The following is a 26,653-nucleotide window of genomic DNA, read 5'->3' on the forward strand; positions in this document are numbered from 1 at the left end:
AAGCGACCACATGAACGGAGCAGAGCGGAGTTCATGTTTAATAAATCTTCTTAATCACTCGGGGGGTGCTACCACAAACATTGCATTTATTTTGTGGCTTCGCCCCAAAATGAAATGCAACGCTGTCGATGCACCACCCCCCGAACCCCCCTCACATCGACAAAATGTAATACTTATATAGATTCTTTCTATCATCATATTTGTACACAACCCACTATAGTATATATAAATATTATTACTAGTTTGGGATGTGTACAAAATTGATTCCTTATTATCTTTCATATATCAAAACTCAAAGTCATCATCATAATCTCCAACATAATCTAGAAATTCTTCTTTGGATTTCTTCTTCAGTTCTTTACGTAATAATTCTTCTAATCCATCAAATACTGATTTGTCCTTTAAGATTATTGATAGGATTTTCAACGTATTCATGAGATATGTCCTTCTCCAGAAAGATTTAGTTTCTTTATATTTTTTGCTTTCTTGCCTATTTTGTGCTAACTTTATAAACTTCTTAAAATAAGCTTGGTCAAAATCTTCTTTCGATACTTCTTTTATTACTTTTTCATCTATGACTGAAATGCCTATCGCTTGGTACATATACTTAATGCCAAACTCCATCTCCATTTGTTTATTTACTTCTTCAATGATTTCCTTCATTCTTTCACTTCTATGAGCAAAAGGAAAACTTGCTTGAATATACTGGGTATATTCTATGTCAAATGATTCTACTAATTCCTTTTTAAAAGTTGTTGCTTCTTCATATCTTTCTTCGTCAACTTCCTCATAGTTACCGTCAATAGTCCTAAACATGTAACTTATTGACCTAGTGATTCTTCCTTCCCTTTCTAATCTTCTAAATGAGTTCTCTATAAGTGATTTGTTATAATTGTTAATGGCTTTATGAAACTCGCTCACAATTTCCTTAGGGTTAACAAGAACACCCATATGAAGTTCTTTAATTTCATCCATTAAGTCCTCACTAGAGAATGGATTTCGTTGAAACAATTTAAATTCTTTAATCCATGCACTGTATGGTCGTGCGAAACCTAAACCATCCTTTAAAAGATTATGAAAGAAATATTCTTTCATCGTTTCTTCTTCTTCAGTTGGAACAGTGCCTTTGTAATCGTACTCCCTCTCGGTCATTTCTTCCTTTTTATTTTTAAGGGTGTATTTACGCTTTTTTCCTTTCCCATTTACTTCAACAATATGATATATGGTTTCTAATTTACCGATTAGAGCATCCAGCGTTCTGTTAGTTGACAAACACCCTCTATCTTTCCAGACCTTTGTTTTAAATTCAGAGCCGTTATAACCATGTTGAATAGTGATTTTTATTGCTTCTTCTTCTGTAAATGTATCTTTTTTCATTTGAAACCCCTCGTTTCTAAGCACTATCAAATTTTTATAATTTACATGGTATATCTACTACCATTTTTAACACGAAAAAAGGAAGCAGATACCCGCTTCCATTCTAATAAATTCTACTTTATATTCCATTTGGCTAACGGGCTGTGTTGTTGATACTTTTTAGCAATTTCTTCTCTTGTTAAGTCCATGTAAGATTGTTCAGTCACTGTAACCGAACTATGACCAAGAATCCTCGAAAGAGTGTAAAAATCTCCACCATTCAACAAATAATGTCTTGCAAAATTATTTCTAATTTGGTGAGGATGTATATTTAACCCCACTTGTCTTCCTACTTGTTTTAATTGTTTTTCAAAAGATTGAATAGTAAGTTCTGTATTTCTTGTTGTTGGAAATAGTAAGTCTGTTTCGCTATATCTGTCCTTAAACTTAAGGTGATGTTTTAATTCCCTCGACATTACTTGAGAGAAATAAACATACCTTTCTTTTCTTCCTTTTGTCTTAGTAACTAAAATCATACGATGTTTAAAGTCAATAGCTTCAACTGTTAAAGCTAAACATTCACTAATTCTCATACCAGTGTCTTGAAGGAGCATAGTTACTACTTTATTTCGATAACCATGAAACTTTGTATAATCAAACTGTGAAAGTAATTGGCTAAATTCCTCTTGAGTTATTCCTAATTTTTGTCTTCTTTCTGTTTTTATTTGCTCTATTGTTTGTACTGGATTCTTATGCAGTTCCCCTTCTTGCTCTAACCAATTAAAAAACACCTTGATATTACGGATATAGTTATTGATTGTGACATTTGAAACTCTTTTCTTGTAATCCCTTCTATTTTGAGGGTGATTGATGTTCTTTGATGTTTCTTTATTTACTACTGTATATTTGCCTCTCTCTTGAACATAAGCCACATATTGACGAATATGACCAGCCTTGACCCGTTTTACATCTTCCAAACCATGTTCATTCTTCAAATAAAGAATAAACAGTTTTAATGATTGTTCATAAGATGATAACGTTTTGGGTGAAAGATTTTTGCTTTGACATGCTAATAAAAAATCTTCAAGGAAAAACTCTAATTCAGATAATTTCATACTTAACCTCCCCATCCAGTCAAATACAAAACCCAATAAATCATTTTGATTTATTGGGTGAGATGGGAAAAGTTTATTGGTATAAATCCGTACTTCAAATTAGGTTTTAGAATATTGGTTGGTTTAAGTTCATGCCAATCCCTTATTCCTTACCCTCTCATGAAGCCTTATGCTCCAAGCGAAGCTTATCAGCTACCATTGCAATAAATTCAGAATTTGTTGGTTTTGCTTTTGACATGGAAACAGTATATCCAAATAAAGACGAGATGCTATCGATATTCCCACGGCTCCACGCAACCTCAATCGCATGACGAATCGCACGTTCAACGCGGCTAGCAGTTGTGTTATATTTTTTTGCAATATCAGGATAAAGGACTTTTGTAATAGAGCCTAATAATTCAATATCTTTGTAAACCATTGAAATTGCTTCACGAAGGTAGAGATAACCTTTTATATGAGCAGGAACGCCAATTTCGTGAATGATACTTGTAATATTTGCATCTAAGTTTTTACCCTTATTCTCAGCTTGTGGTCTATATGTATTTACCGCAGCTCTTTTTGGTGAAACACCCTTACCACTTACTTGGCGGATAATACTTGTTAAATTCTCCATATCAAAAGGCTTTAGGATAAAATAAGAAGCACCTAAATCCACCGCCTTTTTTGTTACATCTTCTTGACCGAAGGCAGTTAGCATAATAACGTTAGGTTGCTTATCTTTATTTAGTTCACGCATTTTTTCTAATACAGCCAGACCGTCTAGATGTGGCATAATTATATCTAAGACTAATACATCTGGATCTTTATCAGTTAACAAATTTAAGCAATCCTGACCATTGTAAGCAACCCCGATTACTTCGATATCTTCCTGTGCTGACATATAATCCTCAAGTAACCCAATAAGTTCACGATTGTCATCCACTAAACAAACTTTGATTTTCTTCACTGAATTTCCTCCTACAGTTCGTTAATTAGTCCATGTACCTTACCTTAAAATCGAAAGCATGTTAATAACACGATTTTAAAAATTGTTCGATCTTAATAGGGATTAAAAATAGGAATACAATAAGTTCTATTTCTATTCTAATTGAGATTTTCGACAATGCAACCAAATTTCCTCTTTTTTTTGAAAAAAATAATAAAAATGAGCTATTTTCTCTTAATATCTCCGATTTTCTTCTATTTTCGACGAAATGTGTCATAATCTATAGTGTTTGTCGAAAAATCTTTACCTTACTCTCATTATAACCTATTTCCGAAAGAAAAAAAGAGCATAAGGAGCTATTTCTAGCTCGCTTTACGCTCTTCACTACCTTTTTCATATATATCTAAACCTGCCTCATTAAGCATCCATTCAATGTGGACCCCGTAACCTGAGGTAGGATCATTGACGAATACATGGGTAACGGCACCGATGATTTTTCCATCCTGGATGATTGGACTACCACTCATTCCCTGTACAATACCACCCGTTTTTTCTAACAACTCAGGATCCGTTACTTTAATAACCATTCCTTTTGTTGCTGGAAACTTTTGAGGGACAGTACTAACGACCTCAATATCAAACAGTTGAACCTCGTCATTATCGACAACTGTTAAGATTTTCGCTGGTCCTTCTTTAACCTGATGGGATAGAGCTACTGGCATTGGCTCATCCATAATACCATTTGTCATATCTTTTGAAAGCTTTCCAAAAATACCGAATGGACTGTTTCTAGAAATATCACCGATGATTTCTTTTTCTGAAGAAAATCTTGCATGCTTCTCACCGGGCGTCCCGTTAGCACCTTTTTGAATGGATGTTACAGTAGATCTTATAATTTGCCCATCATCCACTACAATTGGCTTTTTCGTATCCATATCTGAAATAACATGCCCTAATGCTCCATATCTTTTTGATTCGGGATGATAAAATGTCATTGTTCCAATACCTGCTGCTGAATCCCGAATATACAAGCCAATTCTGTAAGAAGGTTCATTTTTATCCTTTAGAGGTATTAATTTTGTTTTAATTTCTTTTTCATCTCTAATAAGGACAAGATCAAGCGGGTCTCCAGTTCTCCCTGCTTCTTGAACAAATGGAGTGACATCACTCATCTTTTCAATGGATTTTCCGTTAATTTTTTTAATAATGTCCCCTACCTGAACTCCTGCTATTTCTCCAGGAGATTGCTTGCCTTTGGAAGTTTCAATTTGATGATGTCCCACAACTAATACACCTAAAGAATTAAGCTTTACCCCTATTGATTGTCCACCAGGAATCACTTTGAAATCCGATAGGACTTTTACATCGACTTTCTTAATCGGTAATCCTGCCATTTCAAGAATCATACTACTATCACCGCTTTCTTTTCCCTCTATAGAAAGCGTGTCGTTACCTTTTTCTAGCTTAATGTTCTCGTTTTCTGATTGAATCGTTGTGGAAGCTGGAATAGCTACTTGTTCCGATTGGTTTTCAAACAGAACAAGCTGGTTTGGAATAAATACATAATGTTGAATCGTCTGTGAAAAACCCATCGCCACTAGTGAAACAAGGAGAAATGCACCTATTATCTTTCTAATTTTATCTCTTGTCATGTTTTCACTCTCCTCGCTCCTACCCACACCATAACCTTTGTTGGCTACATATATAATTTTACCTTTCGACCCGTCATTTATAACCTTAAGTCAATAAAAAAAGCTACCCATTTTGGATAGCTTTTCAAGATGATATCTTTTTCAACTGCTCTGCTAGGATTAGAAGCTCTTTTGAATGTTGAAGCGTTAGCGAAGTTACTTCTACACCTGAAATCATTCTGGCAATTTCTGTTGTTTTTTCTTCAATTGTTAAAGTTCTTACTGACGTTTTAGTACGATCACCTGTTATCTCTTTACTAATAAACAAATGAGTATCAGCCATTGCAGCAACTTGGGGAAGATGGGAAATACATAGCACTTGTGAGTTTGTAGAAACCCGATATATTTTTTCAGCTATTGCTTGTGCAACACGCCCGCTAACTCCAGTATCTACTTCATCAAAAATAATCGACGTTACCCCTTGATGTTTGGAAAAAATTGTCTTCATCGCAAGCATGATTCTTGAAAGTTCTCCGCCAGATGCAATCTTAGATATTGGTTTTAATGGTTCACCCGGATTAGCAGAAATAAAAAATTCAATGATATCCAAACCGTCCTTTTGAAGTTTCGTATTCACTCCATTTACAACAGGGTCTGTATGAGTTCCCTCTTTTCGAGAAAAGTTTATACTAAAATCTGCTTTATCCATGTAGACTTCAGCTAATTCTTTTAGAACCGCCTTCTCTAGAGATTTTGCAGACTTTTTGCGAATGACGGATAAATTTTCTGCCTCTACAAGGAGATCTTCCATTACTTCTGAAAGCTGCTTTTTCACCTTTAAAATATGTGAATCACGATTTACAAGTTCATCAATTTCCTCTTCAATTTTGGAGGCATACTCCAAAATCTCCATGACGGTTTGTCCATATTTTCTCTTTAATTGATTAATCTCATTCAATCTACTTTCAATCATGTTTAGCCGCTCAGGATCATGCTCAAGCCCATCTAATTGATCTCTCAAGGAATAAATGGCATCTTCCAACTGATAAAATGTACTTGATATCGTTTCATACAATTCCTTATAATGAGCGTCAATTGACGCAATGTCTTCCAATTGACTCATGGCCAAACTTATCCAGTCTAAGCCTTTTTGTTCTCCATGTAAGGAGTGATAAGAAGAATGTAAAGCCTTATAAACCTTCTGATAGTTGGAGATTTTTAACTTCTCCTCCATCAACAGTTCATCTTCACCTGGCTCAAGCTTTGCTTGTTCAATTTCTTGATATTGAAACTGTAGTAAATCAAGCCTATGTGCCAATTGCTGCTCATTTTCAGTTAAGTTTTTCAATTGATAGGATAAATTTTGGTATTGTTTAAAAAGATGTGAATACTCTTCAAAGGCGGGTCTTATTACTTCCTCACTAAATTGGTCAAGCAGCTTGATATGCTGATCACTATCCATTAATTGTTGATGTTCATGTTGACCATGAATATCTAATAATGTTTGACCAATCTCTCTTAATATCCCAAGGGTTACAAGCTTTCCATTAACCCGGCAAACACTCTTTCCATTGGAGAGAATGTCCCTTCTAAGCACAATCATATCTTCACTTGTATCTATTCCAAAATCAGAAAGCTTATCAAAGCAAGAATGTGTTTTTTCTTCCATAATAAAAAGACCTTCAATCTCGGCCTTCTCCATCCCAAATCGTACAAATTCAGAAGACCCTCTACCACCGACTAACAATCCAATTGCGTCAATGATGATTGATTTTCCAGCTCCCGTTTCTCCTGTTAACACTGTTAGTCCCTTTTGAAATGAGACGGAAAGTTCTTCAATTATGGCAAAATTACGTATTGAAAGTTCAGCTAGCAAGGAGCATTCACCTCTGTTTTATAGCATATCTAAAAATCGTTTTGTAATGATATCAGTTTCTTCTGGAGTTTTACATATGATTAATATGGTGTCATCACCACAAATTGTCCCTAATATTTCATCCCAGTCGAGATTATCGATGAGAGCGCCAATTGCGTTAGCATTTCCTGGTAGTGTCTTCATCACAAGCATATGTCCTGCTGAGTCTATTTTAACAAAGGCATCCATTAAGGCTCTTTTTAATTTTTGAAGCGGATTAAAACGCTGATCGGCTGGAAGACTGTACTTATATCTCCCATCTAGCATTGGGACCTTAACAAGGTGGAGTTCTTTTATATCTCTTGAGACGGTTGCCTGAGTAACATTAAACCCAGATTCCTTTAGGATGTCTACTAATTCATCCTGTGTTTCTATCTCATTATTTGTAATAAATTCACGTATTTTTATGTGTCTTTGCCCTTTATTCAAAATTGGCACCTCTTTCTAATCGAACTCTCTCTAAGCACTATGTTATATGAAGTAGTATTTCATGTACAAGCCATTTCTAAAAAAAAACACTCAGTTTCTATTTAAACTGAGTGGGATTAATCGATTGGTTGTTCTTTTTGTCCTTGCTTTAAATCATAATGAGCGTTTTGAACCACTTGCTTTGCAGACATCTTTAAGTTGTTTTGACCTGTTTCTTCACCGTTCCAATGAAGGTGGAGAAGAAATTCAATGTTCCCATCCCCACCGGTAATAGGAGAGTACGTTAAGTGTTTTAATGTATAGCCTAATTGCAAAGTATAATCAATCATACCTTGGATAACTTCTTCGTGGACCTTCGGATCACGAACAATCCCTTTCTTTCCTACTTGTTCTTTCCCAGCTTCGAATTGCGGCTTTACTAGTGCAATAATATCACTACCTGGTATAAGAATGGTTTTTAGAACTGGGAAAATAAGCCTTAACGAGATAAAGGATACATCAATTGATGCAAATTGTGGCAACCCTCTTTGAAAATCCTCTGGTTTTGCATAACGGAAGTTAGTTCGTTCCATTACGACAACTCGCTCATCCTGTCTTAATTTCCATGCAAGCTGATTATAGCCTACATCTAGAGCATAGGAAAGCTTTGCACCATTTTGAAGGGCACAATCAGTGAAACCACCCGTTGAGGAGCCTATATCAATCATTACTTTTCCTTCAACAGATATATCAAATTCTTTTAGCGCTTTCTCTAGCTTTAAACCACCACGACTAACATATGGCATAACCTTGCCTTTAACTTCTAGATGAGTATCTCTATCGACTTTTTCACCAGGTTTGTCAATTCTCCCATCACTTGAATAAACTAACCCAGCCATAATGGCTCGTTTGGCTTTCTCCCTTGTTTCTATTAATCCTCGTTCAACAAGTAAAACGTCTATACGTTCTTTTTTAGCACTCATTTTTTTAGGCCCTTTGTTGTTTTTTTAGATGCATAGCTTGTATTTTTAGTACCGCTGTTTCAACAGTTAAGCCAATTTCTTCAAATAACTCATTCACACTTCCATGTTCTATAAAACGGTCTGGTATGCCCATTCGGTCTATTTTTGCTTCATGATAACCATGATCATGAGCATATTCTAATATCGAGCTTCCAAATCCACCTGCGAGCGTCGCTTCTTCAATTGTCAGAATTGGCATTGCGTCATCAAGTAATTTTACTATCATTGATTCATCTAGTGGTTTAATGAATCGTGCATTGACTACTTTCACGGAAATTCCTATTTCTCCAAGTTTTTGAGCAGCTTCTAATGCCATAGGAATTGTAGTACCAAAAGTTAATATTGCGTAATCAGTACCTTCTTTTAAAACTTCCCATGTACCAATTGGAATTGCCTTTAACTCTTCGTCCATTGGAACACCTAATCCATTTCCACGTGGGTATCTGACAGCAATAGGCCCTGCGTCATACTCTAGCGCAGAATATACCATATGCTGTCCTTCATTTTCATCTTTAGGCATCATTAAAACTAAATTTGGTACGTGACGTAGGAAAGAGATATCAAAAACACCATGATGAGTTTCTCCATCAGCTCCTACTAATCCGGAGCGATCAATTCCAAAGAATACATTTAAGTTTTGTCTACAAACATCATGTACGACTTGATCATATCCTCTTTGGAGGAAGGTTGAATAAATCGCTAGAAATGGTTTCATCCCTTGCGTTGCTAATCCGGCAGCCATTGTCGTCGCGTGTTGTTCAGCAATCCCTACATCAAACAAACGATCGGGGAATTCTTGTCCAAATCCCTCTAGTTTTGAACCAGGTATCATCGCAGGAGTAATGGCAACAATACGGTCATCTGTACGTGCCATTTTTCTTACCGTTTCACTTACTACCTTACTCCAGGCAGGCGGTGAACTTACTGGCTTAATAAAATCACCAGATTCAATCTTATATGGTCCTGGCCCATGCCATGTACCTAACCGATCTGATTCAGCAGGATGATAACCCTTTCCTTTTTTCGTAAGGACGTGAACAAGTACAGGTCCCTTCATTTTCTTAGCATATTGAAGATTCTCAAATAAATCATCAAAGTTATGACCATCAACTGGTCCTAGGTACGTATAACCTAGCTCTTCAAAGAACACCCCTGAGACTAGCAAATATTTTAGACTGTCCTTTATTTTTTCAGCCGCATCTGCAAGCTTTCCACCGACTGCTGGGATTTTACGTAAAATATATTCTAATTCATCTTTAACCCAATGATATTTTCCAGCTGTACGTAATCTTCCTAAAATGTTATGAAGCGCACCAACATTTGGTGCGATGGACATTTCGTTATCGTTTAAAATAACAATCATATCTTTCTTTTCATGTCCAATATGGTTTAATGCCTCTAGGGCCATCCCACCCGTTATAGCTCCATCTCCGATAATAGGAATAATATATTCGCCTGTTTGTTTCATATCTCGAGCGATAGCCATGCCCATTGCGGCAGAAAGAGACGTAGAACTATGGCCAGTTTCCCATACATCATGCTCACTTTCGGCCATTTTTGGAAATCCACTTAAGCCTTTGTATTTCTTTAACGTGTCAAATTGTTTCGTTCGCCCGGTTAATATTTTGTGGACATAGGCTTGATGACCAACATCCCAAATAAATTTGTCCTTTGGACTGTCAAAAATTTTATGTAGAGCAATGGTTAACTCAACTACACCTAGATTTGGGCCTATATGTCCTCCAGTTCTTGATGTAACTTCAATTAAGAACTGTCTGATGTCTGCACTTAATTGTTGTAATTCATGTACGGATAAATTTTTCAAGAAAGTAGGGTCTTTAATAGTTGTGAGATCCATGAACGAATCACTCACTTTCGTTTCGTTTTTTTCTTTTTCTTTTCTCGATTATCTTTTATTATTTTTATGTTAAATCGGCTCTCTAGAAAATAAAACACTTTTCCAACCTGGAAAATAATATAAGTCGATAGTTGAATAGCTATTGTTTTACCAATTGACTTACCACCTACTGTTAATGCAGCAACAATACTTGTAAATAGAATAGAGATGATAAATTGATATATGCCATCTTCTTTTAGATTCAATCTTATTGACAATTGGATCAGAACAATGGCTGAGGCAGTCCCACTAATTATACCTGAAATATCACCAATCACATCATTACAAAAATTAGCAAAACGATCGGCGTTTCTTATAATGAGGATTGATTGCTTCGCTCCTTTTACTTTCTCAGAGGCCATTGCATGGAAAGGCGCTTCTTCTGCTGCAGTTGCAGCGACCCCTAGCATATCAAAGAAAACACCTATTAGCACGATGACGAAAACAATAACCATCCCAACCGCCCATGTTACCCCATTTAAAAGGTAAGTGGAAACGATTGAAAAAATAGCCGCTAGCACGAATGTGATAACGGCAATCCCTACACTCCAATGTATCGATTTACGAAAAGTATCTTTTATCATTATCGTCACCTTAAACCTGGCTTATGATTCTCATTCCGATTCATATGTATAAAGGAGTGGCCAAGTAAAGAGTAAAAACTGCGGCTTAGGTCCAGTAGGTTTTCCCAAATGAGTACCAAGCGTCGCCACTCTGGCGGTTTCCCTTTAAACCCATTTTAGCCTTGTCGCCAAAAGCTAGACTGGATTACCACTTAGTCCGCACTATAATCCTCTTTACTTGTCATGCGTTGAACAGTCTAGGAGTTTTCCTCGAGCAGTCTCTAAACGCTCCTTAGCCTCTTTTGCAGTGATGATTTCATATGGGCGAAGGGCTAAAACTAGTAAAAACATCTGCCAATGGCCTTTTGACTGATGTCCCTAAACCATAATCCCCTCAAGCACCACTCAAGGCAGGCTACGCTACTTGTATTATTCCCCATTGCTTATTAATACGAAGTAGGTTTATCACCAGCTTAAAAGCAAAATGCCCGTTAAGCTGGGCCTCCGCGGTAGCAGGGTCAACGCCCACATGCCATTGTGGATCGCCCTACTACCTTTACTTCCAGCATCAACCCAAGGCTGGGCGCCTCGAGCCGACACAAGAAACTTCATCGATGTGCCCTTTGGCGGATTTTTAGGCCCGCCCTCAAGAACGTGAGACCGACTAGAATACTGCACCACTCCATGATAAGCTTAATATATCATATTCTCACGTTTTGCTCAATGAACCACTACATATATAACTATCGCCATGATTAGATCGACTAATGAGTTCTAGTTGCAATAAGTTCGCAAATTTCCTCTAAATAATCATGCATTATTTGGCAATCATAAAGATGTTGCTTGGCGAAATGAATGTGTTCAGACAATTTCTGCTTTGCACCATCAAGAGTCAGCACAGATGGATACGTACTTTTCATATTTCCTTGATCGCTTCCTACTGGTTTCCCAATTTCAGCTTCTGTTCCTTCTATATCTAAAATATCATCTCGAATTTGAAAGGCTAAGCCTAGGTGTTCCGAGAATTTTTTAAGGTTTAAATATTGTTCAGGCGTTGCATTCGAAAGGATAGCACCAGCAACAACAGAAAAGCTGAGCAATTTCCCTGTTTTACGTGTGTGGATATACTCCATTTCTTCTAGCCTAAGTTCTTGATTTTCTCCTTGCATGTCGGCGACCTGTCCTCCGACCATTCCTTCTGGACCTGATGCAATTGCAAGCTCCCGAATTAATCTTATTTTCATTTCATCAGTGATAGCTGAATGCTGCATTTCCGCCATAACCTGGAAGCTATAAGTTAATAGAGCGTCACCAGCTAATATCGCTAAAGCTTCTCCATATACCTTATGATTTGTAGGCTTGCCTCTTCTTAAATCATCATTGTCCATACTAGGCAAATCATCATGGATAAGAGAATAAGTATGGATCATTTCAATGGCAGTCGCAACAGGTAATCCTAGCTCCATCTCTTTATTAAACCCTTTGAGAGTTGCAAATAACAGAAGTGGACGCAGTCTTTTTCCCCCAGCTTGCAATGAGTAATTCATGGCAGCTAGTAAATCATTAGGACTCGAAAGTTCTTTTAGCGCTTGGGACAGGGCAAATTCTACCTTTATTTTATTTTTCATGGAAAACTCTTGAAATGTCATCCTGCCCACTTACCCCTCATCCTCCTGTATTTGAAAAGGCTGCAACTCGCCATTATCTAATAACATTTGATCCATCTTTTTCTCAATGTTTTTTAACTTGTCATGGCATAGCTTCGATAATGACATGCCTTCTTGAAAGTATTCAATTGCTTGTTCTAACGGAACATCTCCCTCTTCTAGTTTTTCAACTAAAACTTCAAGCTGTTCCATTGCTTCTTCAAATGATAATTCTTTTTTTTCACTCATTCTTTTCTCCTCCCGCTTGTCCCATTACCTTACACTCTAATTTTCCATCCTTTAATTGAACTTCTATTTGATCTCCTGATATTACATCTTGAACAGATTTCAAAATGGATTGCTTGTCATCCTTATATACAATACTAAATCCCCGATCCATAATTTTCAGAGGACTTAACGCTTCTAATTTTGAAATAACACCACTAAATTGCTGTTCCTTTTGTTTGAGTAACGTTTGTGTAGATTTTTGAAAATGTTTTGAAAGTCTTTTGAAACGCTCCTTTTGATTTCGAACTTGATTTGCAGGATGGTAGCCAGCTAACTTTGTCTCTGTTTTTATTAAGTTGCTCATTTTTCTTTCCAGAACGTGCTTTGTATTTTTCTGTAAGTCATCTATTAACCGATCTAATTGCTGCTCTTTTTGTTTATGCAATTGTTTTGGATACCTAAAGGCATAAGATTTCTGTATGGATTGTAATCGAGTTCTTTCAAAAGCCATTTTCTCCTTTGTTGCTCTTACTAATCTCGTTTTCCTTTGTTGTAATCTCTCTTGTAGTTCTAATATGTGAGGTACTGCTAACTCAGCAGCTCCCGTAGGTGTCGGGGCTCTTAAATCGGCTACAAAATCGGCAATGGTAAAATCGGTTTCATGCCCAACAGCAGAAATGATCGGTATGTTTGATTGGAAAATCGCTCTAGCAACTTCTTCTTCATTAAATGCCCACAGTTCCTCAATAGATCCTCCACCCCTTCCGACAATTAGAACATCTAAGTCAGTTTGCTCATTAGCTTTCTGAATAGAGCGAACGATAGAAGAAGGTGCATGTTCACCTTGTACAAGTGTAGGAATGATTAGAACTTGTCCGATGGGATAGCGCCTATGAATAGTTGTTAAAATGTCTCGAACGGCAGCACCAGTAGGTGAAGTAATGACACCGATTTTTTGCGGGAACTTTGGAATATTCTTTTTATGCACAGGTGAAAATAAACCTTCCCGTTCGAGTCTCTTTTTTAATTCCTCAAAGGCTAAATAAAGACTACCGATTCCATCAGGCTGCATTTCAGCAACGTATATTTGATAGTTCCCCGTTGATTCAAATACCGATACCTCACCTCTTATTAAGACACGCATACCGTTCTCTGGGGTAAATGGGAGATTTCGATTATTTACGGAGAACATGACTGCTTGAATACGAGAATTTTCATCTTTTATTGTAAAATACATATGTCCTCTGCTATGTAGTTTAAAGTTTGAAATTTCTCCTTTTAGGAATACTTCTTGCATATGTGGGTCTACATCGAACTTTTTCTTTATGTATTTCGTTAAAGCTGTAACGGTTAAATATCGAATCTTCGTCATTTTCCTCCCCCTATGATTGGATCGTATTTAAGCGTTTAGATTATCTTTAATTTTTGACAGTACACTATTTATAAATTTCGACGAGTCATCATCCCCAAATACTTTAGCTAATTCAATGGCTTCGTTCATACTTACATTCACTGGTATCTCATCCAAATATTTCATTTCATACACAGCCATACGCAAAATAGCACGATCGATTTTACCAATTCTCTCCATTGACCATTTCTCAAGGTTATTTTTAATTAAATGATCAATATCAGTTTGTTGTTCTAAAGTACCCAGTACAAGCTGCTCTAAAAATTGATTTGATTGTTCTTCCTCTAGCACATTTTGAATAGCCTCGCGGGGGTCTAATTCATTTAAGTCTAACTGAAATAATGTTTGGATTGCTTTTTCTCTAGCAGTTCTACGGTTCATGTCAATTACTCCTTTATTATTCATTACATGTATGTTTATCGTTTTATTAAAAGTTAACTCCTATATTTAACTTCTTTATTAAACTTCTTTACCTCATTATATATTAAATGAAGCAAAAGAAAAAAACCAAAGGAATTTCCTCTGGTTTTATATAATAAATGTATTCTTAGTATTCTTGGTCAAGCTCAACATCAACCTTTTGACTTTCAAACTGAACTCCTACAACATGAATGTTCACTTCATCCACTTCAAGTGCAGTCATGGTCGCTAATGCTTGACGAATATTATCTTGAATATTTTGGGCACAAGATGGGATAGATACACCAAAGTTCATTACTACATACACATCTACAATAATACCTTCTTCCGTTAGTTCTACTTTTACACCTTTACCGTGGTTCTTTCGGCCTAACTTCTCAACTACACCTGTAGCAAAATTCCCACGCATTGATGCAACTCCATCAACTTCAGAAGCAGCAATACTTGCAATTACTTCAATTACTTCTGGTGCGATTTCTACTTTACCTAAACCAGTATGCCCCTGATTCATCTCTAATACTTTGTTTTCAGTCATGAAAACACCTCCTGAATATAGTTTACTACTTCATGACTTCATATATTTCTAGAAACTTTGTATTGAAGTCACCATCTACAAATTTCTCATGATCCATTAGTTGCAAATGGAATGGAATCGTCGTGTGTATACCCTCAATGACAAATTCACTTAAAGCCCTCTTCATTCGAGAGATTGCTTCTTCTCTCGTAGCACCATATGTGATCAGCTTTGCGATCATGGAATCATAATAAGGCGGAATCGTGTAACCAGGGTATGCAGCTGAATCTACCCTTACTCCTAAGCCACCAGGTGGCAAATACATTTGAATCTTTCCAGCAGACGGCATGAAATTTTTAGCAGGGTTTTCTGCATTGATACGACACTCAATGGACCAGCCTGTAAAAGTTACATCCTCCTGATTTAAGGAAAGCTTCTCTCCAGAAGCAACGTTAATCATCTCTTTAATCAAATCAACACCAGTAACCATTTCTGTTACAGGATGTTCCACTTGAATACGGGTATTCATTTCCATGAAATAAAACTTTTGATTACGGTGGTCAAAAATAAATTCAATAGTACCAGCACCAGAATAGTTTACTGCCTGTGCAGCCTTTACCGCTGCATTCCCCATTTGCTCACGGATTTCACTTGTTAAAGCGGGGGAAGGAGTTTCCTCTACAAGCTTTTGGAGACGACGTTGGATGGTACAATCACGTTCACCTAGGTGAATGACATTTCCATGATTGTCTGCCATAATTTGAATTTCTACGTGTCTAAAATCCTCAATATATTTTTCAATATAAACTCCTGGGTTTCCAAAAGCAGTTGCAGCCTCTTGTTGTGTAATTCGAATTCCCTTTGTCAGCTCTTGTTCATTCTTTGCTACACGAATTCCCTTACCACCACCACCAGCTGTTGCTTTAATTATAACAGGATATCCCATTTCATTGGCAAGAGCGATAGCTTCTTCTTCGTCTTTAATGATTCCTCTTGAACCTGGAACTATCGGAACTCCTGCTTCTCTCATTGTTTCCCTTGCAATATCTTTCGTACCCATCTTGGTGATGGCTTCTGCACTTGGTCCGACAAAAATAATATTACATTCTTTACAGATCTCTGCAAAATCAGCATTCTCGGCAAGGAATCCGTATCCTGGATGTATCGCATCACATCCTGTCAGTGTTGCAACACTGATAATGTTAGTGAAATTTAAGTAGCTTTCCTTTGAAGGTGTTGGCCCGATACAATAAGCTTCGTCTGCAAGTTGGACATGAAGTGCATCTCGGTCTGCTTCTGAAAATACAGCGACCGTTTCGATATCCATTTCACGACAAGCTCGAATAATTCGAACCGCAATTTCCCCTCTATTTGCGATTAGTAATTTTTTTATCATCAAAATCGCTCCTTATTCCGGCTTTACAAGAAACATTGGTTGTCCATACTCAACTAATTGGCCATTTTCAACTAGTATCTCAACGATTTCTCCATTTACTTCGGCTTCAATTTCGTTAAATAGTTTCATTGCTTCTACAATACAAACAACACTATCTGCTTTCACTTTATCTCCTATAGAAACGTAAGGCTTCGCTTCTGGATTTGGAGAAGCATAAAATGTCCCTACCATTGGAGACGTAATTTTATGTAAATTTGCATCTTCTACCTTACTAGCTGGTACATCTTCCAATTTTTCAGCCTTTACTGGCTCTACTGCAGGAACAGTCGGAACGGCAGCCGATTGAACAGGTGGTGCAACTTGTACTGGTGCAGGTGCCTGTTGTGCTTGATTTACAACATTTGTAACCCCATTGTGCTTTTTCATTTTAATCTTTGAGCCATCATGCTCATAGCTAAACTCATCAATAGTCGATTGGTCAACTAACTTTATTAATTCGCGAATCTCTTGAATTTTTAACATTCTAAACTCTCCTTTACCTAATGAGTATGTATATATTATACAATACTTCTACTAATTCTAAAATGAACTATTAATAGGAGGAATTATATCCTGCTACTAATTTAGGTTCATATGCATTATTCTATAAGAAAATGATAATGTATGGCTACTGAAAACTCCACTTTTTTTGAATGCGTTATTTAATAGAATATTCCTATAATTTTCAAAATTAGAAGGATTTTCTTAACCTTTGAAGAAATTTATTTTATTGCCATATCTTTATATTAACAAAGGAGGTTTACTTGGGTGGAGACTCATTCAGTGAAACAATTGTTTGAAGAAGATTTACACCGAAAAAATGGATTAATGTTAAAGGCAACCTTTTTTTCAGTACTGCTAGGTACGATTGTGGATATTGTCTTAAAGAAAGAATTAATGATTATTTTATCTATAATTATTGGGGGAGGGCTCAGTGTTTTATTGGTCGGTATTTTACATTACACCAAAAAGCTAACAAGAGCAATTCCCTATATAGCTATTAGTCTTGTAACAATCGTTATGTTTGTTATTATGACAGGAAATATTTCTCCAACAGCGTACTTCCTCGTCTATTTTATTGTTGCAGCATCAGCTCTTTATATGGATAGAAACGTTTTATTAACAGGGTCTTTTCTTGGTCTTATCCTACTTATTTTATATACGTACTTATATTCGTCTATTATTCCACTTGAAACAAAGAATTACGGTACTATTTTCTTATTATATACTCTTGTATCGGCTCTACTTTTCTTTCAACTGAGACTCTCTAAATTATTATCTCAGAATATCGTCTCCGCCCAAGAAAAAGCAGAGAATATGAATATTGAAAATGAAGAGAGAAAAGAAATACTTGAAAAAAACACAACAGTCTTATCGAAGAATTTTCAGAAAGTATTGGAGCAAAGTGAAGAAAATCATGCTGCATCCCTAAATATGACAGCGAATATCCAAGAGATGGCGTCTACTATGCAAGCTCAAAGTCATAACATCGTTGACATTCATCACACATTAGCTGAAACGAATACGATGGTAGAACAGCTCGTAAAATCTGTTAATCATTTAAAATCTCATTCAAATAAAACGAGATCGATTTCTGAAGTAGGAGAAAATAGAATCAACGATTTACTTTCAAAAATGTCACATTTCCAACAGCAGTTGAAACAAGTGGTAGTGAATATGAATGAGCTAACTGCTAAAGTAACCGAAACAACTAATTTCTCAAATACAATTCAAGATATTGCGACTCAAACAAATCTATTAGCCTTAAATGCATCCATAGAGGCAGCTCGTGCTGGAGAATCTGGAAAAGGTTTTGCAGTGGTAGCAGAAGAAGTTCGCAAATTGGCAGAACTAGCTAGAAAGTCAGCACTCCAAATCTCAACTAATCTAGCTGAGGTCACAGAACAAACCGATAAAACGCGCGAAGACATTCAAGATACAACTGTTCAAATGATAGAAAATGTGGAAGCTGTCAAAGAAACAAGTGATGCATTTCGAGAGATTCGGGATTCTGTAAATGAACTTACTGAAAATATTACTCAATTTGATCATCTTACTGAAACCATTCTTTCTTCCTCTAGAAGTATAGGCAGTTCCGTTAATGAATTTTCAACTGCTATCGAACAATCAAGTCATGCATTAAATCAATTGTCTGCTAGTGTTCAACAGCAATCAGATGAGCATAGTCATTTAGTTCATTCGATTTCCTCAACAAATGATGTCATCCATAACTTATTAAAGTTATATAAAAAGGAATGAAAAAAGAGAAAGCGTTATCCGCTTTCTCTTTTTTCACGTTGCATGTGTTATTTTTTATTTAATATCCCTAAGTACTCTACCCATGGACCAACGTCCTCTCTATATCTATCAGCCATAATCCGAACAATTTGGGAAATGTGTGTTAAATCGTGTACAACCCATGTAGATAGAAGCTCTCTTACCTTTACCTCACCGAATGCAGGATGTATGCCTGTCTTTTCTAGATTAATACATAAATACGAGTAAATTACAAAGAAGTTTCGATTATGAGCCAAAAATCCAGAATTCCCCTTTATCTCATTTTAATTATATTGTCTATTAGGTGATATGATTCTCACGTGCATACCTTGTTTGGCTTTTTCTAAGGCTATTTTGTTCATTTTGCTAACTTCCATTGATAAAGAAGATGCCCTTAAGAATTCGTGATCTTGAAAAACAGTAGGATCAATGAGTCGAATTTTATTTTTTCGGTGTATGTGAAAATGGTGTGTATCCTGAATCACTTTTACGGTGGGATTAAGTTGATCTAATAATGCTAAGATCTCTACATCCTTAGACGTTTTTATTTTTTGGATAACTTCCTCATCTTGACCTAATAAGTCAGCATGACTCAGCAATCCTCTCTCAATGGGAATTTTTAATATTTTTGCTAACATATCGTAACCGTAGATGTTTAAAGGGTCCATAAAAAAATCAATAACTTCCTGATAATACACTTTCACGAACCATTCTGCTGATTTGACCGATTTAAGGTACATCTTTCTATTGTATACAAGTAGATTCTCTAAAAAATCTACTACCTCTGAAAGGGTTATATGTCCATATTGATACATATCACGGAGTGTATAATCCACTCGATCAGCGCATAATTCTGGTGCTGACCTTTCTAACAAAGTCCATCTCTCATCAGCAAACAGAATTTCTCTATAATTGTAATGGTATTTTGCGAGAATAGTAGGGATCTCAGAATTAGTTACTACTGAATGAAAAATCTTTTCATGATAGTCCTCTTCCATATTTGTATAGACAAAATCTATGACATGTGAGAAAGCTGTATGTGAAACATCATGAAGTAATCCTGCAATTTGTTCCTCTATCGTTCCACCGAGTCTCCTAATGAGAAGCATTACTCCAATAGAGTGATCATATCTGGTAACCTTCCATTTTTCATTAACTAAATAACTTGCTCCCCCTTGATGTACTCCTTTCAACCTTTGAATAGGCTTACTATTTATAAGCTCTTCGAATACATCCTCCAACTGAAAATCACCATATAATGGATCTGACACGATCATATTTGCTTCCTCCTACATCTCTTCTGGTGCCTGTAGCCCCAACAAACGTAAGCCTTCTTTTAAAACAACCGTTACTGTATAAACTAGAGACAGTCGACTTTCTTTACCTGGAGTATCCTCTAATATTCTGACGGCACCATAATATTTATTAAATTCCTTCGAAAGATCTAATACGTATTTTGCAAGTAGTGAAGGGTCATACTCTTTCATGGCACGCTCAACGATTTCTGGAAAATCCATTAGATTCGTAATGATTTTCCATGCCTCATCCTCCTCCAGCATAATTTCGGTATTTCCTGCGGAATACTTCCCCTTTCTTAGAAGAGACGAAGCTCGCGCATGTGTATATTGTACATAAGGACCTGTTTCTCCTTCGAACTTCAGCATGTCATGTAAAGAAAACTCAATATCGTTCATTCGGTAATGTTTTAAATCATGAAAAATGACGGCACCAACACCTACCTCTCGAGCGACCTTCTCCTTATGGAACAATTCTGGATTTTTAGTTGAAATATTTTTTTTGGCAAGCTCAATAGCCTCATATAAAACCTCTTCTAACAACACAACCTTGCCTTTACGCGTCGACATTTTTTTCCCATCTTTTAGAATCATGCCAAAGGGAATATGGATGAGTCCATCATGCCACTGATAGCCCATTTTTTCTACTACTGAAAACACTTGTTTAAAGTGGAGGGTTTGCTCATTACCTACTACATATATGGACTTTGCAAAATGATAGGTGTCATGTCGATACGTTGCAGCTGCTAGGTCACGTGTAGCATACAATGAAGTTCCATCACGTTTCTTGATTAAACAAGGGGGTAAATCGTATTGTTGAAGTGAAACAACCTGTGCTCCCTCTGATTCTTCAAGCAGGTTCATATCTTTTAATGTTTGGACAATGTTTTCCATTTTATCATTATAAAATGCTTCACCATGATAGGAATCGAACTTAATACCTAGAAGATCATAGATTTTGGAAAACTCCTTCAACGATTCTTCCTTAAACCAGTTCCACAATCTTAACGCTTCTCCGTCACCTTCTTCTAAACGTTTAAACCATTCACGTGCTTGATCATCAAGTTGTAAATTCTTCTCTGCTTCATCATGAAATTTTACATACAGTGCCAATAGCTCTTTAATTGGATTTTCCTTTACTTTTTGTTCGTCTCCCCACAACTTATATGCGACGATTAGTTTTCCAAACTGTGTTCCAAAGTCTCCTAAATGATTAATACGAAATGGACGGTATCCACATTTTTCTGAGATAAGAGCTAGCGCATTTCCTATCACTGTCGATCTTAAGTGTCCCATCGAAAATGGTTTAGCTATATTCGGAGATGAGAAATCAATCGTTACAACTTCACCATTACCAATTTGATGTCCCCCATAGTGATGCTGTTTTGAGATAATTTCGTTGATGACATTCATGGCAACCATTCTCTTGTTTAGAAAAATATTTAAGTATCCACTCATTACCTCTATCTTGCTTATCAATGGGGATTCTATTTTAACAGCTATTTCCTGTGCAATAATTTGCGGGGACTTTCGATACATCTTTGCTAATTCAAAACAGGGGAAAGCAAAGTCTCCCATATGTGAGAATTTTGGCTTCTCAATCATGTTAAGGACTTTAGGCTGATCTACCTGTCCATCTAGAACTTCGACAATCATTTTACTTAAGTCTTGTTTGTAGTTCATGTTTATCTCCTCCTATAAAAATAAAAAAACTCCCATCTCTTAAAAAAGAGACGAGAGTTAACAAATCCCGTGGTACCACTCTACTTGTTTTATCAACGATAGATAAAGCCACTTTCCTTTGTTAACGAGGATTCCCCCGGCTAACCCTACTTCATTCAGGTAGCATCTCAAAAGTGCGGTTCATTATTGATCCAGCATCAGGCTCCCACCATCCCTGATTCGCTTTTGCCTTCACAAATAACTACTCTCTTTGTCATTGATGATTTGAATATTTCTTATCATTATAGCCAATTTTTCTCAAAAAACAAGTAAAAAATGTAATTTCTTAGAAACTATCTTTTTCGAGATCCATCATGATTGTTTATATGAATCGTAATGAGTACCTTACAACACATAATAAATCCAGCAAATAGAGAAGCAATTAAAAATGTAACAGGAAACAGAATTAAACTTATATACGACGAAATTAGTGTCCAGAAAAGCCAGAAATATAATTCTTTAGCCATTATTATTCTCTTTTTCTTCATTCAATAAGTAATTACTTATTACATTTGCTAGTGCATCAACGGTATTTTTTATTTCCACCATGTCATTATCAACCCCGCCCACTTCAATAAGAATCGAATTATCGGATAAATCTTGGTTATAATGACCGTTTCCTTCAGTAAGTCCCTTTTCAAATACTCCTCTACTAATCCCAGGGTATTGTAATTCTAACTCTTCATGTATTTTGTTAGCAAATAGAAAGCTTTTCTCGTAGTTTTCACTTGCTTGCCCCACTATAAAATACACTCTTGCATAGGGCATGTTGTTAATCGTGATCGTTGTAGTCTTCCTTCTAGCAGAGTCTCTATGAATGTCAATTAAATACTCGATATTATCATTGTTTTCCATAGCAGATTCGACGATTGTTCTAGATACTTCGTACGCCCTCGTCACTCCCCAGTTTCTTCTATTTAATTCTTGCCCTATATTTGTTTGATCAACCGTTACGCCAATCCCTTTCTGTTCTAATTGTTTACCAAGCATTTCACCTACTAGCGTTATATTCGTTTTCGCATCCACCGCTTTGTTTTCATCCGGATCGCCAGTAAGTCCGATTAACGGCAAATAGGATTCATAGCTATGAGTATGATAAATGAGTACCCTTTTCTTTATAGAGGTGCTTACTGGTGGTGTTATTGTTTCTGATTCTCTAATTGTTTCTAATTTCTCCAATTCTATTTTTGATAATTCTCTTTCTTGTAAAAGATCTTCGAGAGGTGGTGAAGACTCATATGGAATGTTTGTATAGTTTGTTCCTAATCCCGGTACAAGAATTTTTGTATCAAAGAAGGCATACCCTGGTAATTCATTACCTATCAAGGTCCTTATATCTCCGAGTTGAATTTGTAGGGTCGTTTCAAATGCCACTTTTGAGAAAGAAATCGGACTCATGTCTTCAAGGAGGTCTTGTTTAAAATAGGTATTTTGAAGGCTTATGATTTCTACCAAAAACTCTATAGGCGCCTTTTGTACATTCTGTTTTACAGGATGAAATGTGAAACTATCTTCTTTCACCATTACAATACTTGAAGCAATGATAAACATCATCAAAATATAAATAATTGGTATGATAAAAAAAATCGGAGTTCGTACCCTGCTATTTTTTAAACTATTATTTCTCACAAGTTACCGTCCTTAAAGTTTTTTATTATGTATATTCCATTTTTTCCAAATATATTAATGAGGAAGGCAAAAAAAACACGATGCAGTATGTTTAATCTCTACACCGTGTAAATCTTTGTATTTATTTTGTAGAAAACTCAACTGCTACTTGCTTTGTTCCTAATTCACCTCTTACAAGTTGAATAATCTTGTTAGCTTCAGCTGGAGAATGATCATTAGCTTTTACAATGATTTGAACCGTCTCACCATCTGCGCGAACTAATACATCTTTATATTCAGGAGATTCTGCCAAAATCAATGTTTCTAGCACTCTCTCTTTTGAAGAGACTGTTTGAACTTCGATCATTTTGTCATAGGCTTGACTCTTTTGTTCTGGAGAAACTTCACTAGAAGCCACCATGTCTTGTAAGTCAGAAACTAATTTACTGCGTTGGTCTTCCATCTCTAAACGAAGTGCTGTAAATAATTCATCACTTGAAATACTCGAGATTACAGTGTCCTCTTCTGTTGATTCAGTAGCACCTTCTGTTACAACTTCACCTTCAGACTCTACTCCTTCTTCGCTCGTTGTGTCAGTATTCATTTCATCTGCTGCAGCCTCTTGATTTTCTTCATCAACAAACGCATAATCTTCACCATTTTCAGGTGACGTTACATAATAAACTGATAGTACCACTACTAAACTCAACATTGTTAATAACCAAACTGTTTGCTTTTTCAATAACATCTATGATTCCCCCTTAGGATTTTTCTTTGGTAATACGGATACACGGTGACTTGGCACATCCAATACACGTGTTACTGCTTCTATAATCCACTTTTTAACTTGAATGTTGTCAGCACCTTTTGCTGAAACTAAAACACCTCTAACTTCTGGCTTTTTTACTTTAACCACGACTGGATTTTCTGTATCTCCATTTCGGATAATGACTAGTTGTTCGTCTTTAGAAGTATCTTCTACTTTCCGCCTCCCCCCTTCCCGATCGGTTTCATCTGTTATTTGCGTATGAGTGATCGTATTTTTTTCGTATACTTTTGCTTCTGTTGCATCTAGGTTTATCATGATTTCTACCTCATCTACACCAACAATTGTCTGCAGTACTTCCTTCAGGTCGCTTTCATACTGGTTTTCAATCTCTTGAAGAAGTCTAGCTGTGTCATCCTCTTTTTGATTAAAAGCCGGTTCATTTTCCTTCTCCTGATTAAAAACTGCAAGATCCTCTTGCTTGTTAGATGAAGAAGAATTTATAAATGAATTGCTAAACAGCATAAAGGTAATTCCGACTATCCCAACTAATATGGCATAGTGGTATTTCGTCAGTTTCTTTTCAGAATTGGACTGTTCACCAGTCGGTTTTAATAAGGACTGAAGCCATTGAAAGAAACTTTTATTCTTTTTCTCCATCTAATCAGCTCTCCCCCCTTCCATCGCTACCATAATTTGTTCATTTTTTAGTTGCCAGGTATTTGCTAGATACGTTACAATTTCTTTTTCTCTACTACTTGTAGCAGATTTTTTTTCAATCGGTTTGTTCGTATCGATTGTCACCTTTGCAACTGCTGGAATGGCGTCTTCTTCATTTGTAACTTCTTCTGATAGCTCTACACTTACGGAGAATTGCTCCGTTGATTCAGCATCAACCACTTTGCTTTCATCAACATCAATGGACACATGAACAACCGTTAAACCATATCTGTTCTTCACCTCGTCCTCTACCTCTTCTTTCATTTGGACAGCCATCTGTTCTAAAATATATGCACGATGTGAGGCTTGTATTTCTTTTTTCTTAAATTCTATTGAATTTTCTATATTTTTTTTTTCAAAAGTGCTCGTAGGTGTTGCTGTAGCAACGATTTCCTCAAAACTGTGACTGAAAAATTTTAATAAAGGAGTTAAAATTATGATAATGAGCAAAAGCCCTGTCACCATTTTTACGTATCTCTGTAAATTCGAGTTTGGTAGTAACATATCCATTATGATTGCTAATAAAATAAATAGGATAATATTCGCAATCCAACCCGTTAAGAAGTCCATCCTTCTCCCCCTTACACCATACTTTTTCACCTCATCATCAGTGTGATATTACCTGCTGCGATAATAATTGTTAAACTAAGAAAAAACATCATCGAGACGATGGCAAGAGCAGCAAAAATATAGATGACACTCTTCCCAATAATATCTAGGCATTGAATAACTGGACCACCACCAAGAGGCTGTAATATAGCTGCAGCAAATTTATAAATGAATGCTAATGACAATACTTTAATTGCTGGAAAGGCTGCAATGAGTAGTAATATGACAACTCCTACAATTCCAACTGTATTTTTTAATAACGCAGAAGCACTTATTACCGTATCTGTGGCATCTGTAAACATTCTGCCGACGACAGGTATGAAGTTTCCAGTTACAAATTTAGCAGTTCGAACGGTAATTCCATCTGCTACAGCGCTTGAAGCTCCCTGGACTGAGATAACCCCTAAAAAAACAGTCAAAAACACACCGAGTAATGCAATGCTTGTCTTACGCAATAAGTCTGCAAGTTGTGTGACTTTGTATTGGTCCGAAAGTGTACTCACAATACTTAACAATGCTGCTAAAAATAAAAGTGGCAGGATCACATATTGGATTAACAACCCACTTGTATTCATTAAAAAAATAATGATAGGGTGAAAGAAAGCTGCTGATATAACTCCACCCGATACTGAGATGAGAGCAAGCAATAAAGGTATTAATGCTATAATAAAACTAATCATTGATTGTATGGCTTCCTCTGTATACGTAATTGCCACTCGAAAACTATTAAGAGCTAGAATAATTAGTACCATATAAATTAATGCGTAGGCGACTTTACTAACTGTGCTTTGTTCAAATGCACTTTGCAGAGACTGTAAAATCATACAAAAAATGGTGAGCATGATTAGCGTTCCTAGAAGCTTTCCATTCGCAATCAGTTCATGAAATAAAAAGCGCAGAATTCCTTTTAACCATTCTTCAGGTGAAAATTTCTTATCACCTTTTACAAAATCTATAAAACTACCTTTTTGGCTTTCAGGTAGATATCCACCATATTTACTCACAATTTCATCCCAAAATTTACTTATTTCTTCTATACCTAAACGATCTAATTGTTCATCAAGCACTTTGTCTTGGATGGATGGAGAAGCTTGTACATTAGTAGGTAAAAAAATGAAAACACTAACGATTAATCCAAATAATAAATGGTATTTCATCCATTCACCCCTC

24 protein-coding genes, 1 pseudogene and 1 other annotated feature are annotated in these 26,653 nt (G+C 36.3%); of the genes and pseudogenes, 1 reads left to right on the plus strand and 24 read right to left on the minus strand.

Going from position 1 to position 26,653, the window contains the following annotated elements; genetic code table 11:
• Window positions 1-285: 285 nt before the first annotated feature.
• From ACFSCX_RS07425 to accB, 16 genes are all read right to left on the minus strand, one after another.
• Window positions 286-1,377 (minus strand): hypothetical protein, encoded by a 1,092-nt coding sequence (locus tag ACFSCX_RS07425; protein ID WP_377927542.1) that lies wholly within the window; start codon window positions 1,375-1,377, stop codon window positions 286-288.
• A 113-nt stretch (window positions 1,378-1,490) separates the two neighbouring features.
• Window positions 1,491-2,471 (minus strand): tyrosine-type recombinase/integrase, encoded by a 981-nt coding sequence (locus ACFSCX_RS07430; RefSeq protein WP_377927543.1) that lies wholly within the window; start codon window positions 2,469-2,471, stop codon window positions 1,491-1,493.
• Window positions 2,472-2,628: 157 nt separating this feature from the next.
• Window positions 2,629-3,417 carry a sporulation transcription factor Spo0A gene (spo0A, locus tag ACFSCX_RS07435; protein WP_377927544.1) on the minus strand — a complete coding sequence of 263 codons (789 nt, stop codon included), beginning with the start codon at window positions 3,415-3,417 and terminating at the stop codon, window positions 2,629-2,631.
• 341 nt (window positions 3,418-3,758) lie between these two features.
• Window positions 3,759-5,048: a SpoIVB peptidase gene (gene spoIVB / locus ACFSCX_RS07440; RefSeq protein WP_377927545.1), complete on the minus strand. Its 1,290-nt coding sequence runs from the start codon at window positions 5,046-5,048 to the stop codon at window positions 3,759-3,761.
• A 124-nt stretch (window positions 5,049-5,172) separates the two neighbouring features.
• The gene (gene recN, locus ACFSCX_RS07445) at window positions 5,173-6,903 is read right to left on the minus strand and encodes a DNA repair protein RecN (protein ID WP_377927546.1); all 1,731 of its coding nucleotides are present in this window, start codon (window positions 6,901-6,903) and stop codon (window positions 5,173-5,175) included.
• Window positions 6,904-6,921: 18 nt separating this feature from the next.
• Window positions 6,922-7,371 carry a transcriptional regulator AhrC/ArgR gene (gene ahrC, locus ACFSCX_RS07450; protein ID WP_377927547.1) on the minus strand — a complete coding sequence of 150 codons (450 nt, stop codon included), beginning with the start codon at window positions 7,369-7,371 and terminating at the stop codon, window positions 6,922-6,924.
• A gap of 116 nt (window positions 7,372-7,487) precedes the next feature.
• Window positions 7,488-8,333, minus strand: a complete 846-nt coding sequence (locus ACFSCX_RS07455) for a TlyA family RNA methyltransferase (protein ID WP_377927549.1) — start codon at window positions 8,331-8,333, stop codon at window positions 7,488-7,490.
• Between the two features lie 4 nt (window positions 8,334-8,337).
• Window positions 8,338-10,230: a 1-deoxy-D-xylulose-5-phosphate synthase gene (gene dxs / locus ACFSCX_RS07460; protein WP_377927550.1), complete on the minus strand. Its 1,893-nt coding sequence runs from the start codon at window positions 10,228-10,230 to the stop codon at window positions 8,338-8,340.
• 11 nt (window positions 10,231-10,241) lie between these two features.
• The gene (locus ACFSCX_RS07465; RefSeq protein WP_377927586.1) at window positions 10,242-10,850 is read right to left on the minus strand and encodes a hypothetical protein; all 609 of its coding nucleotides are present in this window, start codon (window positions 10,848-10,850) and stop codon (window positions 10,242-10,244) included.
• Window positions 10,851-11,596: 746 nt separating this feature from the next.
• The gene (locus tag ACFSCX_RS07470; RefSeq protein ID WP_377927551.1) at window positions 11,597-12,490 is read right to left on the minus strand and encodes a polyprenyl synthetase family protein; all 894 of its coding nucleotides are present in this window, start codon (window positions 12,488-12,490) and stop codon (window positions 11,597-11,599) included.
• A complete protein-coding gene (locus ACFSCX_RS07475) occupies window positions 12,491-12,727 on the minus strand; it encodes an exodeoxyribonuclease VII small subunit (protein WP_377927552.1) in 237 nt (78 codons plus the stop codon).
• Window positions 12,720-14,078 carry an exodeoxyribonuclease VII large subunit gene (gene xseA, locus ACFSCX_RS07480; protein WP_377927553.1) on the minus strand — a complete coding sequence of 453 codons (1,359 nt, stop codon included), beginning with the start codon at window positions 14,076-14,078 and terminating at the stop codon, window positions 12,720-12,722. The genes ACFSCX_RS07475 and xseA overlap by 8 nt, the downstream gene beginning before the upstream one ends.
• Window positions 14,079-14,105: 27 nt before the next feature.
• Window positions 14,106-14,498: a transcription antitermination factor NusB gene (gene nusB, locus ACFSCX_RS07485; RefSeq protein WP_377927554.1), complete on the minus strand. Its 393-nt coding sequence runs from the start codon at window positions 14,496-14,498 to the stop codon at window positions 14,106-14,108.
• Window positions 14,499-14,664: 166 nt separating this feature from the next.
• Window positions 14,665-15,072: an Asp23/Gls24 family envelope stress response protein gene (locus ACFSCX_RS07490; protein ID WP_377927555.1), complete on the minus strand. Its 408-nt coding sequence runs from the start codon at window positions 15,070-15,072 to the stop codon at window positions 14,665-14,667.
• A gap of 25 nt (window positions 15,073-15,097) precedes the next feature.
• On the minus strand, window positions 15,098-16,447 hold the full coding sequence (gene accC / locus ACFSCX_RS07495) for an acetyl-CoA carboxylase biotin carboxylase subunit (RefSeq protein ID WP_377927556.1): 1,350 nt from the start codon (window positions 16,445-16,447) through the stop codon (window positions 15,098-15,100).
• Between the two features lie 12 nt (window positions 16,448-16,459).
• Window positions 16,460-16,969, minus strand: a complete 510-nt coding sequence (gene accB, locus ACFSCX_RS07500) for an acetyl-CoA carboxylase biotin carboxyl carrier protein (RefSeq protein ID WP_377927557.1) — start codon at window positions 16,967-16,969, stop codon at window positions 16,460-16,462.
• Window positions 16,970-18,121: 1,152 nt separating this feature from the next.
• On the opposite strand from accB, the gene ACFSCX_RS07505 reads away from it, so the two are divergent.
• Complete coding sequence (locus tag ACFSCX_RS07505; protein ID WP_377927587.1) at window positions 18,122-18,745, plus strand: methyl-accepting chemotaxis protein; 624 nt, start codon at window positions 18,122-18,124, stop codon at window positions 18,743-18,745.
• Window positions 18,746-18,792: 47 nt separating this feature from the next.
• Here ACFSCX_RS07505 and ACFSCX_RS07510 read toward each other — a convergent pair.
• The 8 genes and pseudogenes from ACFSCX_RS07510 to spoIIIAE form a co-directional block, all read right to left on the minus strand.
• Window positions 18,793-18,972: pseudogene (locus ACFSCX_RS07510) on the minus strand (DinB family protein); the annotation flags it as partial.
• Between the two features lie 75 nt (window positions 18,973-19,047).
• The gene (locus ACFSCX_RS07515; RefSeq protein ID WP_377927558.1) at window positions 19,048-20,040 is read right to left on the minus strand and encodes an HD domain-containing protein; all 993 of its coding nucleotides are present in this window, start codon (window positions 20,038-20,040) and stop codon (window positions 19,048-19,050) included.
• A 12-nt stretch (window positions 20,041-20,052) separates the two neighbouring features.
• Window positions 20,053-21,741, minus strand: coding sequence for an arginine--tRNA ligase (gene argS / locus ACFSCX_RS07520; protein WP_377927560.1), 1,689 nt, complete (start codon window positions 21,739-21,741; stop codon window positions 20,053-20,055).
• Between the two features lie 43 nt (window positions 21,742-21,784).
• Window positions 21,785-22,007 (minus strand) — a binding site (T-box leader).
• A gap of 232 nt (window positions 22,008-22,239) precedes the next feature.
• Window positions 22,240-23,409: a stage II sporulation protein P gene (spoIIP, locus tag ACFSCX_RS07525; RefSeq protein WP_377927561.1), complete on the minus strand. Its 1,170-nt coding sequence runs from the start codon at window positions 23,407-23,409 to the stop codon at window positions 22,240-22,242.
• A gap of 121 nt (window positions 23,410-23,530) precedes the next feature.
• The gene (locus tag ACFSCX_RS07530) at window positions 23,531-24,136 is read right to left on the minus strand and encodes a SpoIIIAH-like family protein (RefSeq protein WP_377927562.1); all 606 of its coding nucleotides are present in this window, start codon (window positions 24,134-24,136) and stop codon (window positions 23,531-23,533) included.
• Window positions 24,137-24,814, minus strand: a complete 678-nt coding sequence (gene spoIIIAG, locus ACFSCX_RS07535) for a stage III sporulation protein AG (protein WP_377927563.1) — start codon at window positions 24,812-24,814, stop codon at window positions 24,137-24,139.
• A complete protein-coding gene (gene spoIIIAF, locus ACFSCX_RS07540; protein ID WP_377927564.1) occupies window positions 24,815-25,444 on the minus strand; it encodes a stage III sporulation protein AF in 630 nt (209 codons plus the stop codon).
• A 26-nt stretch (window positions 25,445-25,470) separates the two neighbouring features.
• Complete coding sequence (gene spoIIIAE, locus ACFSCX_RS07545) at window positions 25,471-26,640, minus strand: stage III sporulation protein AE (protein WP_377927565.1); 1,170 nt, start codon at window positions 26,638-26,640, stop codon at window positions 25,471-25,473.
• Window positions 26,641-26,653: the final 13 nt, after the last annotated feature.

It is taken from the genome of Bacillus salitolerans (assembly GCF_042680805.1).
Classification (GTDB): Bacteria; Bacillota; Bacilli; order Bacillales; family SA4; genus Bacillus_CJ; species Bacillus_CJ salitolerans.

Coding starts and splice junctions, on each gene's coding strand:
- ACFSCX_RS07455 (WP_377927549.1), bottom strand. CDS start 8,333: ATGAGTGCTAAAAAAGAACGTATAGACGTTTTACTTGTTGAACGAGGA.
- spoIIIAF (WP_377927564.1), bottom strand. CDS start 25,444: ATGGACTTCTTAACGGGTTGGATTGCGAATATTATCCTATTTATTTTA.
- spoIIIAE (WP_377927565.1), bottom strand. CDS start 26,640: ATGAAATACCATTTATTATTTGGATTAATCGTTAGTGTTTTCATTTTT.
- spoIIIAG (WP_377927563.1), bottom strand. CDS start 24,814: ATGGAGAAAAAGAATAAAAGTTTCTTTCAATGGCTTCAGTCCTTATTA.
- spoIVB (WP_377927545.1), bottom strand. CDS start 5,048: ATGACAAGAGATAAAATTAGAAAGATAATAGGTGCATTTCTCCTTGTT.
- ACFSCX_RS07505 (WP_377927587.1), top strand. CDS start 18,122: ATGTCACATTTCCAACAGCAGTTGAAACAAGTGGTAGTGAATATGAAT.
- ACFSCX_RS07515 (WP_377927558.1), bottom strand. CDS start 20,040: ATGATCGTGTCAGATCCATTATATGGTGATTTTCAGTTGGAGGATGTA.
- ACFSCX_RS07530 (WP_377927562.1), bottom strand. CDS start 24,136: ATGTTATTGAAAAAGCAAACAGTTTGGTTATTAACAATGTTGAGTTTA.
- argS (WP_377927560.1), bottom strand. CDS start 21,741: ATGAACTACAAACAAGACTTAAGTAAAATGATTGTCGAAGTTCTAGAT.
- ACFSCX_RS07475 (WP_377927552.1), bottom strand. CDS start 12,727: ATGAGTGAAAAAAAAGAATTATCATTTGAAGAAGCAATGGAACAGCTT.
- ACFSCX_RS07425 (WP_377927542.1), bottom strand. CDS start 1,377: ATGAAAAAAGATACATTTACAGAAGAAGAAGCAATAAAAATCACTATT.
- ACFSCX_RS07490 (WP_377927555.1), bottom strand. CDS start 15,072: ATGACTGAAAACAAAGTATTAGAGATGAATCAGGGGCATACTGGTTTA.
- dxs (WP_377927550.1), bottom strand. CDS start 10,230: ATGGATCTCACAACTATTAAAGACCCTACTTTCTTGAAAAATTTATCC.
- accC (WP_377927556.1), bottom strand. CDS start 16,447: ATGATAAAAAAATTACTAATCGCAAATAGAGGGGAAATTGCGGTTCGA.
- ACFSCX_RS07430 (WP_377927543.1), bottom strand. CDS start 2,471: ATGAAATTATCTGAATTAGAGTTTTTCCTTGAAGATTTTTTATTAGCA.
- accB (WP_377927557.1), bottom strand. CDS start 16,969: ATGTTAAAAATTCAAGAGATTCGCGAATTAATAAAGTTAGTTGACCAA.
- xseA (WP_377927553.1), bottom strand. CDS start 14,078: ATGACGAAGATTCGATATTTAACCGTTACAGCTTTAACGAAATACATA.
- nusB (WP_377927554.1), bottom strand. CDS start 14,498: ATGAACCGTAGAACTGCTAGAGAAAAAGCAATCCAAACATTATTTCAG.